Origin of the sequence: Mycobacterium montefiorense (assembly GCF_003112775.1) — a bacterium.
GTDB classification, from domain to species: domain Bacteria; phylum Actinomycetota; class Actinomycetes; order Mycobacteriales; family Mycobacteriaceae; genus Mycobacterium; species Mycobacterium montefiorense.
Genome location: NZ_BFCH01000021.1, coordinates 114056 through 128892, shown reverse-complemented (window position 1 = coordinate 128892; position 14837 = coordinate 114056). Strand labels below are relative to the sequence as shown.

At 64.8% G+C, this 14837-nt stretch carries 11 protein-coding genes and 1 pseudogene; 7 read left to right on the top strand and 5 right to left on the bottom strand.

What is annotated here, in order from left to right; all coding sequences use genetic code 11:
* The first annotated feature begins 202 nt into the window (after window positions 1-202).
* From DB708_RS20275 to DB708_RS20250, 6 genes are read left to right on the top strand one after another with little or no spacing between them, the layout of a single operon-like run.
* Entirely contained in the window at window positions 203-1060 is an 858-nt protein-coding gene (locus tag DB708_RS20275; RefSeq protein WP_108925048.1) for an enoyl-CoA hydratase, read from the top strand.
* Window positions 1061-1078: 18 nt separating this feature from the next.
* Window positions 1079-2281, top strand: coding sequence for an amidohydrolase family protein (locus DB708_RS20270; protein ID WP_108925046.1), 1203 nt, complete (start codon window positions 1079-1081; stop codon window positions 2279-2281).
* A 12-nt stretch (window positions 2282-2293) separates the two neighbouring features.
* Entirely contained in the window at window positions 2294-3946 is a 1653-nt protein-coding gene (locus DB708_RS20265) for an acyl-CoA synthetase (RefSeq protein WP_108925044.1), read from the top strand.
* Window positions 3943-4791: an amidohydrolase family protein gene (locus DB708_RS20260; protein ID WP_108925042.1), complete on the top strand. Its 849-nt coding sequence runs from the start codon at window positions 3943-3945 to the stop codon at window positions 4789-4791. The genes DB708_RS20265 and DB708_RS20260 overlap by 4 nt, the downstream gene beginning before the upstream one ends.
* A gap of 2 nt (window positions 4792-4793) precedes the next feature.
* The gene (locus DB708_RS20255; RefSeq protein ID WP_108925040.1) at window positions 4794-5858 is read left to right on the top strand and encodes an acyl-CoA dehydrogenase family protein; all 1065 of its coding nucleotides are present in this window, start codon (window positions 4794-4796) and stop codon (window positions 5856-5858) included.
* 15 nt (window positions 5859-5873) lie between these two features.
* Window positions 5874-7067 (top strand): acyl-CoA dehydrogenase family protein, encoded by a 1194-nt coding sequence (locus DB708_RS20250; protein ID WP_108925038.1) that lies wholly within the window; start codon window positions 5874-5876, stop codon window positions 7065-7067.
* A gap of 16 nt (window positions 7068-7083) precedes the next feature.
* Here the strand turns inward: DB708_RS20250 and DB708_RS20245 are convergent.
* The 3 genes and pseudogenes from DB708_RS20245 to DB708_RS20235 form a co-directional block, all read right to left on the bottom strand.
* Window positions 7084-8230: pseudogene (locus DB708_RS20245) on the bottom strand (thiolase family protein).
* Entirely contained in the window at window positions 8227-9444 is a 1218-nt protein-coding gene (locus DB708_RS20240; protein WP_108925279.1) for a CaiB/BaiF CoA transferase family protein, read from the bottom strand. The pseudogene DB708_RS20245 and the gene DB708_RS20240 overlap by 4 nt, the downstream one beginning before the upstream one ends.
* 64 nt (window positions 9445-9508) lie before the next feature.
* Window positions 9509-10714: a cytochrome P450 gene (locus DB708_RS20235; RefSeq protein ID WP_108925036.1), complete on the bottom strand. Its 1206-nt coding sequence runs from the start codon at window positions 10712-10714 to the stop codon at window positions 9509-9511.
* Window positions 10715-10916: 202 nt separating this feature from the next.
* On the opposite strand from DB708_RS20235, the gene DB708_RS20230 reads away from it, so the two are divergent.
* Window positions 10917-12353, top strand: a complete 1437-nt coding sequence (locus DB708_RS20230; protein ID WP_235616870.1) for a coniferyl aldehyde dehydrogenase — start codon at window positions 10917-10919, stop codon at window positions 12351-12353.
* Here DB708_RS20230 and DB708_RS20225 read toward each other — a convergent pair.
* Both DB708_RS20225 and DB708_RS20220 read right to left on the bottom strand, forming a co-directional pair.
* The gene (locus DB708_RS20225; RefSeq protein ID WP_108925032.1) at window positions 12350-13177 is read right to left on the bottom strand and encodes an SDR family NAD(P)-dependent oxidoreductase; all 828 of its coding nucleotides are present in this window, start codon (window positions 13175-13177) and stop codon (window positions 12350-12352) included. The genes DB708_RS20230 and DB708_RS20225 overlap by 4 nt on opposite strands.
* Window positions 13174-14832 carry an acyl-CoA synthetase gene (locus DB708_RS20220; protein WP_108925030.1) on the bottom strand — a complete coding sequence of 553 codons (1659 nt, stop codon included), beginning with the start codon at window positions 14830-14832 and terminating at the stop codon, window positions 13174-13176. The genes DB708_RS20225 and DB708_RS20220 overlap by 4 nt, the downstream gene beginning before the upstream one ends.
* Window positions 14833-14837 lie beyond the last annotated feature (5 nt).

The window sequence follows — 14837 nt, the reverse complement described above, 5'->3', positions numbered from 1 at the left end:
GTAACCCGGCGAGTCGCCGTCCCAAACAATGTGAGGCACATTCAGTGCGCTCCGACCGCGCTTCAGATCCGTGAAATCCGCTGTTTGGCGTGGGTTCGCGAGCCCGTGGACAGAGTTGTGGAATGCAGTACCGATAGGTATACAGTATGGGTACAAAGCCCAGTGAATCCCGTCGTTAAACCATGAGGAGGTACCGCGGAAGATGGCCGGCAGCGACAGTGCCTCCCAGGACTCTCAAGCCGACGACGCGGTGCTCTACGAGACCACCGAAGCCGGGGTCGCCATCCTGACGTTCAATCGTCCGGACCGCCTGAATGCGTGGGGGCCCGACATTGCGGCCGGGTTCTACGCCGGCATCGACCGCGCCGAATCCGATCCCACCGTCCGGGTGATCGTGCTGACCGGCCGGGGCAGAGGATTTTGCGCCGGCGCCTACCTCGGCGCGCCGAGCCCAGCGGCCAAGGTCGGCGAATCGATGGAGAAGGCCGGCCAGACGAACCTCGCCGACTTGGTCGGCGAACGGCCGCCGCACTTCGTCACCACGCTGCGCAAGCCCGTCATCGCCGCCGTCAACGGTTCGTGTGTCGGCATCGGTCTGACCCAGGCGCTGATGTGCGATGTCCGGTTCGCCGCCGCAGGCGCCAAGTTCGGCGCGGTGTTCGCGCGCCGCGGACTGATCGCCGAATTCGGCATCTCCTGGATCCTTCCGCGTCTGACCGGTATGGCCGTCGCCCTCGATCTGTTGCTGAGCGCTCGCACGTTCCTCGCGGCGGAGGCCGCCGAGCTGGGCCTGGTCAAAGAAGTCGTCGCGGCCGACGACCTGATGAAGCGTGTCCTGGAATACGCCGAGGACATGGCCGCCAATTGTTCACCCACATCGATGGCGGTGATCAAGCGTCAGGTCTATGGCGACACCACCCGCGATGTCGTGGACGCCACTTCGCTTGCCGACGCCCTGCTGCAGGAGTCTCTGCCGCGGCCGGACGTAATCGAAGGGATCACGAGCTTCCTCGAGAAGCGGCCCCCGCAGTTTCCATCACTGCGCCCGACAGACGCTTAGTACCAGGGAAGGAAGATCATGAATAGCTTGAGCTACAAGGCCATTGACGTCGACAACCACTACTACGAGCCGTTGGACTCGTTCACCCGCCACCTGGACAAGGCGTTCAAGAGCCGTGGCGTGCAGATGGTCAGTCAGGGCAAGCGCACATTGGCTGTGATCGGGGGGCAGGTCAACCACTTCGTCCCGAACCCCACCTTCGACCCGATCATCGTGCCCGGCTGCCTCGACCTGTTGTTCCGCGGTGAGATCCCGGAAGGCGTCGATCCAGCGTCGCTGATGAAGGTCGAGCGGATGGCCGAACACCCCGAGTATCAGAACCGCGACGCCCGCATTTCGGTGATGGACACCCAGGACATCGACACCGTCTTCATGTTGCCGACCTTCGGGTGCGGGGTCGAAGAGGCGCTCAAGCACGATATCGACGCGACGATGGCGTCGGTGCACGCGTTCAACCTGTGGCTCGACGAGGACTGGGGCTTCGACCGTCCGGATCGCCGGATCGTTGCCGCGCCGATCATCTCGCTGGCCGACCCGGTCAAGGCCCTCGAAGAAGTCGATTTCGTGTTGGCCCGGAGAGCCAAGCTGGTGTTGGTGCGTCCGGCGCCGGTGCCCGGCTTGGTCAAGCCGCGGTCGCTGGGGCATCTCAGCCACGACCCGGTCTGGGCCCGGCTGGCCGAGGCGGGAGTGCCGGTGGGATTTCACCTCAGCGACAGCGGCTATCTGCACATCGCGGCGGCATGGGGCGGCAAGGCGACGTTCGAAGGGTTTGGTGCCAAGGACCCGTTGGACAACGTGCTGCTCGACGACCGTGCCATTCACGACACGATGGCCTCGATGATCGTGCACGGTGTGTTCACCCGGCATCCAAAGCTGAAGGCGGTCAGCATCGAAAATGGTTCGTATTTCGTGCATCGGCTCGTCAAGCGCCTGAAGAAGGCGGCCAACACCCAGCCGCGCGACTTCCCCGAGGACCCGGTGGAGCAGTTGCGCAACAACGTGTGGATCGCCCCGTACTACGAGGACGACCTGCCGGAGCTGGCCGAGGTGATCGGCGTCGACAAAATCCTGTTCGGCTCGGACTGGCCGCACGGCGAAGGCCTGGAGCTGCCGGTATCGTTCGCCGAGAAACTCAAAGACTTCAGTGCATCGGACGTCCGAAAGATCATGCGCGACAACGCGTTAGATCTGCTCGGTGTCAAAGCCACTGTAGCGGCGTAGGCAGCGTGGCCCGTGAGTGAATGGACCGTCGGGGCTGTTCTCGACGCCATCGCGGACGTCATCGGTGACCGGGTGATGACGGTGTGCGGAACGCGGCGCAGCACCTTCGCCGAATCGGCCAGCAGGACCAGTCGGTTGGCGAACTTCTTGAACGCCAACGGCTTCGGGGCGTACCGAGAGCGCGACACGCTGAACCGCTGGGAGTGTGGTCAGGACCGTGTCGCGCTGCTGATGTACAACGACCTTTACCCGGACGCGGTGATCGGGTGCCTGAAAGCCCGGGTGGTCCCGGTCAACGTGAACTACAGCTATTCGCCGCGGGAGATCGCCGATCTGCTCACCTACATTCGGCCCCGCGGCATCATCTATCATTCCTCGCTCGGCGCGCGGTGTGCCGAGGTGCTGCCGAGCGACGGTGCCGAGCTGATGATCTCGATCGACGATGGCAGCGGCGCCGCCGAACTGCCGGGCGCGGTATCGCTGGATGATGCGCTGGCGCAGGGTGGCTCGGGCCAGCCCGCCCCGGGATCGCCCGACGACTTGATCATGATGTGCACCGGCGGGACGACGGGCCGTCCCAAGGGAGTCCTGTGGCGTCAAAGCGATATGTACGTCGCATCGATGGTCGGCGCCGACCACGCAAGCGTCGACGAGATCCACGCCAAGGTACGCGGCGGCGGTCAGTCGTGGTTCGCGGTGTCTCCGCTGATGCATGCCGCCGGCATGTGGACCGCCTTCTCGGCGATCATGAACGGGTTCACGGCGGTGCTCTATGACGGCCGGGGGAAATTGGACGTGCGCGCGGTGTGGGAAACGGCCGAGCGCGAAGGAGTCGGCATGATGACCATGGTGGGCGACGCCTACGCCGGCCCGTTGGTCGCCGAGTTGACGCGAGGTTCCTACGATCTATCGAAGCTGAACGGGATCGGAACCGGCGGGGCCGCAACGAATTCGAAGTTCAAAGCCGCACTGATGGAAAAGCTGCCACAGCTCACCATCATCGACGGCTACGGCTCGTCGGAATCCGGGAACATGGGGTTCGGGCACAGTCAGCGCGGTACCCAGAGTGAGACCTTCGCGCTCCGCGAGGGTGGCGCGGTGGTGTCGGAGGATCGCAGCAGATTCTTGGAGCCCGGCGATCCCGAGATCGGCTGGGTGGCGCGCAGCGGCCGGATTCCGTTGGGCTACTTCAACGACGCTGAGGCCACCGAGCGCACCTTTCCCGAGGTCGACGGCCTACGGGTGGTGATCCCCGGCGACCGGGCGAGCATCGAATCCGACGGCACCCTGCGCCTGTTCGGACGCGATTCGCTGGTGGTGAACACCGGCGGTGAAAAGGTATTCGTGGAAGAGGTCGAAGAGGTGCTGCGCACCCACCCCGGCGTCGCCGACGCGCTGGTGGTGGGCCGGCCCAGTGAGCGGTGGGGCCAGGAAGTCGTCGCGCTGGTCGCGGTGGCGCCGGGCGCCGGTGTCGAGGACGCCGAGCTGGCCACCCTGTGTAGGTCGCAGCTGGCTCATTTCAAAGCGCCCAAGGCAATCCTGTTCGTCGAACAGATTCAACGTCTCGGCAATGGCAAACCAAACTACCGGTGGGCTACCCAGGCTGCTGCAGAACAGCTTTCGGATCCCGCACTGGCCGGCGTCGATGCGGAAGGACGCGGATGACCGACAAAGCGATCGACTGCCTGATCAATGTGCACTTCGGCGAGACCGGCTCGCAGCCCAACTGGATGCTGAAGGTTCGCGACGACTATTTCAAAGGCCCGAAATCGATGTTCGAGCCGGTGGATTTGTCGGAGTTGCTCGACGAGATGGACGCCCACGGTGTGCGCAAGGCGATCCTGATGGACAACCTCGCGAGCCCGTCGACGACGGCGCGCAAATTCGTTGACGCCAAACCGGATCGGTTCGCGTTGGCGATGGGGGGCATCAATCTGCTGCGCCCGGTGCAGCCGCTGCGCGAACTAGCCGCAATCCGGGCCGACCTGCCAGTCGCCTATGCCGTAGTAGGACCTAGCTTTTGGGGCGACGGCCAGTATCCGCCCAGTGATGCCGTGTATTACCCGCTCTATGCGAAGTGCGCAGAGCTCGAGCTGCCACTGTGTGTGAACACCGGCCTGCCCGGGCCGCCGATCCCCGGCGAGGTACAAAATCCCATTCACCTGGACCGGGTGTGTGTGCGATTCCCCGAACTGAAGCTGTGCATGATCCACGGAGCCGACCCGTGGTGGGACGTCGCGATCCGGTTGATGCTCAAGTACGCCAACCTTCGGCTGATGACATCGGCATGGTCGCCGAAGCGGCTACCGGAAAGCCTGCTGCACTACATGCGAACCCGCGGCCCGAACAAGGTGATCTACGCGTCGGACTGGCCGGTGCTGCGGATGCACCGGGTAATCCCCGAAGCACGTGCGCTGGACCTTCCTGCCGAGGTGCTGGACAACTACCTCTATAACAATGCAGAGGACTTCTTCTTCGGCGCCGCGCCGACCCCTCAAGAGGAGCACTGACGATGGACCGTTACGAACTGCGCAGGATCGACTACAGCCTGTCCGAACACCACGTGGATTTGCAGACCGTCTACAAGCAGTTCTTCAAGACGCACTGCCCGATCGAAACGGTCCGTGCCGCAGAAGCTTCGGGTTTCGACAAGGACCTATGGGAGCGGCTCTGTGCGATGGGCGCCACCACCATGGCGCTGCCGGAGTCCTGCGGGGGCGACGGCGCCACGCTGGTGGATCTCACTCTGGTGGCAGAGGAGATCGGGCGATCGCTGGCTCCGGTTCCGTGGATCGACCACGTCTGTGCCGCGCGGTTGCTGGCCAGCCTCGGCGTATTGAGCGATGACACCGCGGGCATCATCAACGGAGAACAGCTCGCCGCCCTGGACGCACGCATCGACAGTGTGTCCGGTCCCCGCCTGATACCCACCGGATCGATCGCCGACCATATCGTCGCTCGCGACGGGGACGACATCGTCCGCCTGGCCTTTGGTACCCGCCCGGCCAAGGTCGATAACATCGGCCGGTTACCGATGGCGTGGGTGGACCCGGCCGTCGCCGATACCCGGACCGTCGTGGCTCATGGATCCGAAGCGTTCGCGAAATACGAACGTGCACTGGATGAATGGAGACTGCTCACCGCGGCGGCGCTGGTCGGCCTGGTCGAGGAGACGATGACGATAGCGGCCGAGTTCGCCAAGAGCCGCTACACGCTGGGTGTGCCCATCTCGACGTTACAGGGCATCTCGCACCCGTTGGCGAACATGGCAATCACCGTTGCGGGCGGGCGCAACTTGGCGCGCCGTGCCGCGTGGTTCTTGGACAACGAGCCCGATGAGCGTCCCGAGCTGGCGCCGTCGGCGTTCGTGTTCATGGCAGAAGAGGCCGCGAAGGCGGCCACCATGGCGGTCCATATTCAAGGCGGCCTTGGTGTTTCGTCGGAGGCCGCCGCGACCGCGTACCTGGTGCGCGCCCGCGGCTGGCCGCTGGCCGGCGGCGACCCAGGGGCCACCGCCACCCGGGTTGCCGAGATCGTGACCGCCCGCGAGAGTGCGGCCCAGGCCGCCCGCGCCTAGGACAGGAGCCAACCGATGGATTTCTCCCGCGTCGAGCTAGCCGACGAGGATAGGGCCTTTTTCGATGAAGCCCGAAGCTTTTTGGCAACGCAGGTGACCGACGAGGTCATTCGCCGAGACCGCGAGACCGGCGACAACTTCGACGAGGGTGTGCACCTGGCTTTCGGGGCCGCCGGCTATTTGGAAAAGGAATGGAAGCCGTCGTCCGACGGCGGGTTCAGCCGGGTGCAGCGGCGAATCTGGGAGCTGGAGAAACGCCGGGCGCATGTGCCGTGGGTGACGTGGGGCACCACCGCGATGGTGGCGCGTTCGGTGGAGAAATTCGGCAAACCCGAGCTTGTCGCGGACGTGATGCCGAAGGTGTTCAGTGGCCACGTCCGTTTGTGCCTGGGCTACACCGAACCCGAAGGCGGCTCCGATATCGCCACCTGCAAGACGCGCGCGGTGCGCGACGGTGACAGCTGGGTGATCAACGGCTCGAAGATGTTCACCACCGGCGCGCACAACTGCCAATATGTCTTCCTGATCACCAACACCGACCCCGAGGCGCGAAAGCATAAGAGCATCACCATGTTCCTGGTTCCGCTGAACTTGCCCGGCATCGAGATCCAGGGCATTCGGACGGTCGACGGCGACCGCACCAACATCGTCTATTACAGCGACGTGCGTGTCGACGACAAATACCGGCTCGGTGACGTCAACGGTGGATGGACGGTGCTGCGTGAGCCACTCAACGTCGAGCATGGCGCCGTGGCGGCCGCGCCCGACGGCTTGCAGGACAACTCGATCATGATGCACCAGGCCGGCTTCATGGCAGCCGCAGTGGACAACGCCGTGGCGCGCGTCACGCAGCCGGACGCCGGCGGACACCGGCGCAGCGAAGACAAGTCGGTGGCATATCGCCTGGGACGCAGCTTCGCTCGAGTTGAGGCTGCGTTGAGCGCGTCCAGCATCTTTGGGCGCGTCGCGATCGCACAAACGATGCGGGACGTCTCCCCGGAACTGATGGACCTGCACGGTGCCGCGGCGTCGTTGCCGTTCGGGGCCGACGGCGCCGCCGACGACGGCAGCGCCGAGTACGCGTACCGCTTTGCCCCGCTGGTCGGGATTTACGGCGGCACGCTGGAGGTGTTCCGGAACATGATCGCGCAGCACGTGCTTGGGCTCGGCAAGCCCAATTACTCACCGCCGGCGGCGAAGGTCTCCTGACCCGACGAGCAGCCCGTCAGGTCGTCAGGATGGTCGCCGCGGCAGTGCCGGGGGCGCCGTACAACTGGGTGAACCCCACCTTCGGATTGCCCGGCACCTGGCGATCGCCCGCTTCACCGCGAAGTTGGCGGACGATTTCGTGGATCTGCCGCAGCCCGGACGCGCCGATGGGCTCGCCGTTGGCGATCAGCCCGCCGTCGGTGTTGACGGGCATCGGGGCCGTTGATCTCGGTGGCACCGGCGGCCAGCAGTTTTTCCTGCTCGCCGTGCTCGCAGAACCCGCACTCGGCCATGTGGATCACCTCGGCGCCGGCGTCGGTGTCCTGCAGCTGAATCACATCGACGTCGCCGGGAGCCACACCCGCCTTCTCGAACGCGGAACGCGCGGCGTAAACCGTTGGCGCCACGTCTTCTTCGACCGCAGCGCAGGTGGTGTTGACCTCGTAGGCGCCGTAACGCCGGGTGCGGACCTCCACCGCCTTCAGGTAGACCGGCTTGGCGGTATAGCGGTGCGCGATGTCGGCCCGACACATCACCGCCGCTGCGGCGCCCTCGTCGGGTGCGCAGAACATGTACTGGGTCAGCGGGTAGTTCAGCATCGTCGAGTTGAGGATGTTCTCTTCGGACATCGGCTTGCGGCGAAACGCATTCGGGTTCAGCGCGCCGTTGCGGAAGTTCTTGGCGGCCACCTTGGCCAGCGTCTCCTGGGAGATGTTGTGGTCGTGCAGGTAGCGATTGGCCTTCATGCCGAAGAACTGGGTGGTCAGATACTGCCCGTTCTCCGCATACCAGCTCGGCATGCCCACCAGTGCCGGGTCTTCGGTGAACGCCCCACGCGGGTGCTTGTCCAAGCCGATCGCGATGCCGATGTCGTAATCGCCCAGCCGGATTCCGTCGGCGCAGGTCTTGACCGCGCTGGCCGCCGTCGCGCACGCGTTGAACACATTGGTGAACGGGATGCCGGTGAGCCCGACCATGCCAACGATCGCATCCGGATTGGCGACCGTCCAGCTGCCGCCGGTGGCGAATTGGACATCCTGCCAGGCGATCCCGGCGTCGGCGACCGCGGCGAGGATGGCGTCGACACCCATCTGCATCGCCGACTTGCCCTCGAACCGGCCGAACGGGTGCAGGCCGACCCCGATGATCGCGACATCATTCATGCAATGGCTCCCGCGTTCTTGAGTTCCTCGATCCGGTCCCAATCCATACCGATCTCCATCAAAACGATCTCGGTGTGCTCGGAGGCCTGCGGCGCCCGGGTGGTTTCCAGCGGCTCGTGGTTGAACTGGACTGGGCCGCGGACGACCTTGAACGGCGCCCCGCCCGCGGCGACTTCGACTTCGGCGATCATGTCGTTGGCGATGGCCTGTTCGTCGTTCGCCAGGTCGAGCAGGCTCTGGAACGGCGCCCACTGGCCCTTCATCGTCTTCAGGTGCTGACGCCAGTACTCAAAGGGCTTGGCGGCGAAGGCCTTCGCGATCAGCTCGACGGCCGCGTTGGCGTTCTGAATCAACGGCAGCACCTCGGAGAAGCGTTCATCGTCGGCGGCCTCGGGGATGCCGAGGTGCTCGAAGGTATCCCGGATCACGCCGGTCGGGCTGATGATGCACAGGTTGATCGTGCCGCCGTCAGATGTTTCGTAGTTGCCCATGAACGGATTCACCGACATCGCGCCGGCGGATCCCGGCATCGGTGTGCGCATCACCTCTCCGGTCTCCATGCCTTGCGTCATGCTGGCGCCTGCGGCCCACCACGCCGTGCTCAACAGCGACACATCCAGTTCGACTGCTTCACCGGTGCGTTCGCGATGCAGCAACGCGGCCGATATACCGCCGGCGATGAACATGCCGCCGATGGAATCGCCGAACGCGGGAATGCCTTGCCCCAGTGCGCCGCCCAACTCCTCGGGAGTCAGCGCATAGCCGATGCCGCTGCGCGTCCAGAACGCCGTGCCGTCGTAGCCACCAACGTTGCGCTCGGCGCCTTTGTCGCCATAGGCCGAACCCCTGGCGTAGATGATGTTCGGGTTCACCGCGCGAATGTGCTCGACGTCGAACTTGTGCTGTTGCCGCTGAGACGGCTTGTAGTTGGTCAGAAACACATCGGAGGTTTTGGCCAGCTCGTAGATCACTTCCTGGCCGCCGGGAGTGGACACGTCGATCCCGACGCTGCGCTTGCCCCGGTTGGGGTGCTCCATCAGCGGATGCCGGTCGGGGTTGACCTGGATGCCGCCCATGTTGAGGAAGCCGCGCTGCGTGTCGCCCCGCAGTGGGTGCTCGACCTTGATCACGTCGGCGCCCCAGTCGGCGAGGATCGCGCCCGCCGCCGGGACGAACGTGAACTGTGCGAGCTCGAGGACCCGAAAGCCCTGCATTACCTTGACCATTTCTCCCACCAACTCCGTCGTCGTCAGGCCGTACGTTTCTTAACCGCGGACGCTACTTGGCGTCGAACGTCACGGGAAGCGCAGTCGGCGATCGGAAGGGCTGACCGTGAATGTGCGGGTCGTCATCGGTGAGCACGGTGAAGTTGGTCAACCTGTTCAGCAGGCATTCGACCGCGACCCGAGTTTCCAGCCGCGCCAGGTGCAGACCCAGGCAGGTGTGCTCACCGGCGGCGAACGAGATGTGCGGCGTGGCCTTGCGGAAGATGTCGAATTCTTCCGCCCGTTCCCAGCGGGTTTCGTCGCGATTGGCCGACCCGATGCACACGCCGACCACCGAGCGCGTCGGAATCGTCACGCCTTCCAGTTCGGTGTCCTCGGTGGTGAACCGCTGCACGGTGGTCAGCGGCGTCTCGTAGCGCAGGCCCTCCTCGATCGCCTGGCCGATCAGCTGGTGGTCGGCTTGTACCGCGGCGAACTGTTCGGGATGAGTCATCAACAGATAGAGCAGGTTTCCCGAGGACCGGTAGGTGGTTTCCAGCCCGGCGGGCAGCAGCAGTCGCAGGAACGAGTAGATCGCCTCATCGGTCAGCTTTTCGCCATCGATCTCGGCCGTGACCAGATCGCCGATGATGTCCTCGGTGGGCTTGGACTTTCGCTGCTCGATCTGCTCGGTGAAATAGTCCTTCAGCGCCGCCGACGCCTCGAAGGCCTGCTCGTATTTGACGTGGTAGCTGATCAACTGCACGGCCCGCTTGCGGAACATCGGCAGGTCTTGATCCGGCAAGCCCAACAACCGGGCGATCACGCGCGTGGGGAATTCGAACGTGAAATTCCGGATCAGGTCCGCCCTGCCGGTCTCGATGAACTCGTCGATCAGCGCGTTGCAGATCGGCCGGACGATGGTCGGTTCCCACTGCGCCAGTGCCCTGGACTTGAATGCCGCCGACACCAGGTTGCGGTGTTCGCGATGCTTCTTGCCTTCCATCGCCAGGATGGTCGGACCGATGAACAGGCCGATCGTCTTGTCGTAGGGCTTGGAGCTGAACACCCGGCCGTCGCGGAACACCGTGTTGACCGCGTTGAACGACACCGCGGAGTACTCGTTCTTGGGCAGCATGGCCTCGGGGGTCTTGGTGTAATCCATCACTGTCCCGCGGAAAACACCGGACTGACGACGTTGGTGCGCGAAGTACGGGTAGGGGTCGCGCAGATCGACGGTTTGGCCGCCGGTGCCGGCGGTGTGAACGTTGGTCGTCACCTAAATCTCCAGCATCTTCTTCCATCTCGGCACGAACGGAACAGTATTACGTAAGATCGTACTGTAATTATTACAGTAGACAATATGGGCATACCATCAGCAGCGTCGTGGGAAGTAGCGGTCGCCTAGCGAGGTCACAATGAGCACACTCGATCAACGCTCTGACAGCCCCGTCGAACAGCGGCGGGCAGCCTTGGCCGCCATCCTGGCCTCCCAGCGCCGGGCCTTCGTCGCCGACGGACCGCCGTCCCTGGGGCTGCGGCGCAACCGCATCGACCGGCTGATGGCGCTCGTTCTCGACAACACTGACGCCTTTGTCGACGCCATGGCCACCGATTTCGGCACCCGGTCCAAGGCGGCAACATTGTTCACCGAGGTCATCGGGATGATCTCGGTGATCGAGCACACGAGATCCCATGTTGCTCAATGGATGCGAGCGACCAAGCTGATGCGCGCGGCCGGGCTGTTCGGACTGCGTGCTGAGGTCCAGCCGTCGCCGCTCGGCGTGGTCGGAATCATCGGCCCGTGGAACTTCCCGCTCAACCTCGTGATCCTGCCGGCTGCGACGGCGTTCGCCGCGGGTAACCGGGTGATGATCAAGATGTCGGAGATCACCTCCCACACAGCCGAGTTGATGAAGGCGACCGCCCCGAACTACTTCGATTCCGAAGAACTCGCGATCGTCACCGGCGATGCGCAAGTCGCCGAGGTGTTCTCCACGCTGCCGTTCGATCATCTGTTCTTCACCGGGTCGCCCTCGGTCGGCGCCTTGGTGCAACGGGCGGCCGCGCAGAACCTGGTTCCGGTGACGCTGGAGCTCGGCGGCAAGAACCCCGTCGTCGTCGCGCCCGCTGCCAACATCCGCCGTTCCGCCGCCCGGATCGCGCAGGGCCGCATGGTCAACGGGGGACAGGTGTGCGTGTGTCCCGACTACGTCTTCGTCCCCGACGACCAGATCGATACGTTCGTGGGCGTCGCGCGCGAGACACTGCGCGGCATGTTCCCCAACATCGTGGCCAACGACGACTACTGCTCGAGTGTCAATGCGGCGAATTTCGACCGGGTCGTCGGTCTGATCGAAGACGCGCGGGTCAACGGTGCCACCGTGGAAACCATTGCACCGGAAGGGGAGTCATTGCCCGACCGCGGTTCCCGCAAGATCGCGCCCACCATCGTCCGCGACATCGACGACGCGATGTTGATCGCCAGCGAGGAAATCTTCGGTCCGGTGCTTGTGGTCAAGGGATATACCCGCCTGCGCGAAGCCATCGACTACATCAATGCGCGACCGGCGCCGCTGGTGGCCTATTGGTATGGACCCGACGACGCCGACTTCCGCAACTTCATCGGCAACACCCGTAGTGGTGGTGTTGCCCGCAATGACTTTGCCGCACAAATGATTCCGTCAGCCGCGCCGTTCGGCGGCGTGGGTCGCAGCGGGATGGGCGCGTATCACGGCAAGGCCGGCTTCGACGCGTTCAGCCATCACCGGTCGGTGGTGGGCAGCGACCTGCCGTTCAGTGTCACCGGCGGCGCTGCCCCGCCGTTCGGAAAGTCGATGCGGATGTATGCCGACGCGATGATGCGCGTGACGCGGGCTCGTACCCGTCGCCGGCTCAAGGGCGGCCCGCGCGCCTAGCGGGTGTTGGGATTCAGCCTCGCCGCGTACGCCATCAGGTCGGCGTATCGGACACCCAGCAGACGCGGCATCGCCGCCATCGCACGCCCGTCGGGCCCGATCAGGATTCTGGGCTTGTTTTTCTCGGCTCCCCGCAGGATGGCCCGAGCGGCCCTTTCGGGAGACGTGAGTGCCATCCGCTGAAAATATTTCGCCGCTTGCTCGGGATCCTCGATGTCCGCGGTGCGCATGTTTGTCCCGAAGTTGGTGCGCACCACCCCCGGGTGCACGCAATGCACCGTCACGGGATGGCCCTGGATGATCATCTCCTGGCGCAGTGCCTCGGTGAAGCCTCGCACCGCGAATTTCGAAGTGCTGTAAGCGCCTTGGTAGGGCACTGCGATCAGACCGAAGGCACTGGACAGAGTGACCAACCGTGCTGGCCGGTCGCGAGAGCCGGCTTCGATCAGCTGCGGCAGGAAGGCCTTCGTCCCGCTGACCACGCCACCGATGTTGATACCGACGAGCCAGTCGAAGTCTTTCCAGGACATGTCTGCGATGCTGGCGAACAGATCGACCCCAGCGTTGTTGAACAGCATCGAGGCAGGCCCGAGGTCGCGGCGTACATCCTCGGCGAACCCGCACACCGCGTCGCGGTCGGCGACATCGACCTGATAGGTGCTCACCTGGTCGGACCGGCACATTGCCTGGGTTTCGGCCAGGCTCGTCTTGTCGATGTCGGATGCCGCGACGTGCGCCCCGTCTTGAGTCAGGGCTTGCGTCAAGGCGCGACCGATTCCGGACCCGGCACCGGTGACGACGGCGGTACGACCCTGGTGCTTCATGAATTCCCCTGTCCCGCTTGCTCGCGGGCCCACCGGTAGTCGGCTTTGCCCGACGGGCTGCGCTCGATGACGGGACGAAACACGATCGCCTTCGGCAGTTTGTAGCGAGCCAGCGATTGCGCGGCGTGGGCCACCAGGTCATCGGTATCGGCGTGCGCTCCTTCAGCGAGCGCGACGACGGCGACAACCTCCTGACCCCAACGTTCGCTGGGCCGCCCCGCCACCACGACGTCGGCCACCGCGGGATGCGACGCGATCGCGGTCTCGACCTCCTCGGCAAAGATCTTCTCGCCGCCGGAATTGATCGTCACCGAATCGCGGCCCAGCAACTCGATGCTGCCGCCCTCGCGGTGGCGAGCCCGGTCGCCCGGAACCGCATACCGCACGTCGTCGATGACCGGGAAGGTGGCGGCGGTCTTGGCCGCATCGCCCTTGTACCCGAGCGGAATGTAACCGCGTTGGGCCAGCCAGCCGATTCCGTCGTGTCCCGGCGGCAGGATCGCGGACAGATCCTCGGCCGCCACCAAGGCATCCGGGCCGGCGTTGAAGGTGCCGGTGGACACCGCGCCGGACGCCGACATGTGATGCATCTGCGCCCCGGTCTCCGACGATCCAACCCCGTCCACGACAACGGCATTGGGCAGCGCTTCGATCAAGCGCTGCTTGACGTACGGGGTCAGCAGGGCGCCGCCGTTGGCGATCACGCCCAGTGACGACACGTCGGCGATGCCCTGCTCGATTGCGGCGAGCAATGGCCGGGCCATCGCGTCGCCGACCACCGTCACTACCGATACCCGCTCGCGCTCGATCGTGCGGACCACGTCCTCGGCGTCCAAATGGTGTACGACGGAAGGGAATACGACGGTCTGCCCGGTGGTCAGAGCGGTCATCACACTCCACTGCGCCGCACCGTGGATCAGCGGCGGCAAGATCATCAACTTGGTGGCGGTGCTGCCGGCGACCCGCGCCACGATCTCGTCGACTGAGATGGAGGGCTCGCCGGTCATCATATTGCGGCCGCCGAAGGACGTCATGAAGATGTCGTGCTGACGCCACAGCACACCCTTCGGCATCCCCGTGGTGCCACCGGTGTACAGCACGTACAGGTCGTCGGGGGAGTGCTGTACCGGCGGCGGCTTCGACGCAGTCGAACCGATGACGCTGTCGTAGTCGACTGCGCCGTGCACCAAATCGTTGCCCGAGTCGTCGGCGATCTGGATCAGCACGCGCAGTTGCGGAAGGTCGGGCAGGACTTCGGCCACCCGCGGTGCGAACGCGGCGTGGTAGACCAGCGCGGTCGCACCCGAATCCGCGAGCAGATACTGCAGCTCGCTCTTGACGTAGCGGTAGTTGACGTTAAAGGGGGCCACTCGCGCCGCAAACGCACCGAGCAACGACTCGACGAATTCGTTTCCGTTGTAGGCGTACAGGCCGAGCAGGTCCTGGCCCACCTCATGACCGGCGAGGTTGGAGCGTTCGGTGTGGCAGCCGAGACCCCGGGAATGCAGGTACGCGGCGAGCCGGTTGGACCGCTCGATGGTCTGCGCGTAGCTGAATCGTCGATCGCCCTGGATCAGCAGGTCCCGGTCGCCGATCGTGGCCGCGACGGCCTGGGCGACGGCGGGAACTGTGAATTGTGTTGTGCTATCTGACATCTCTA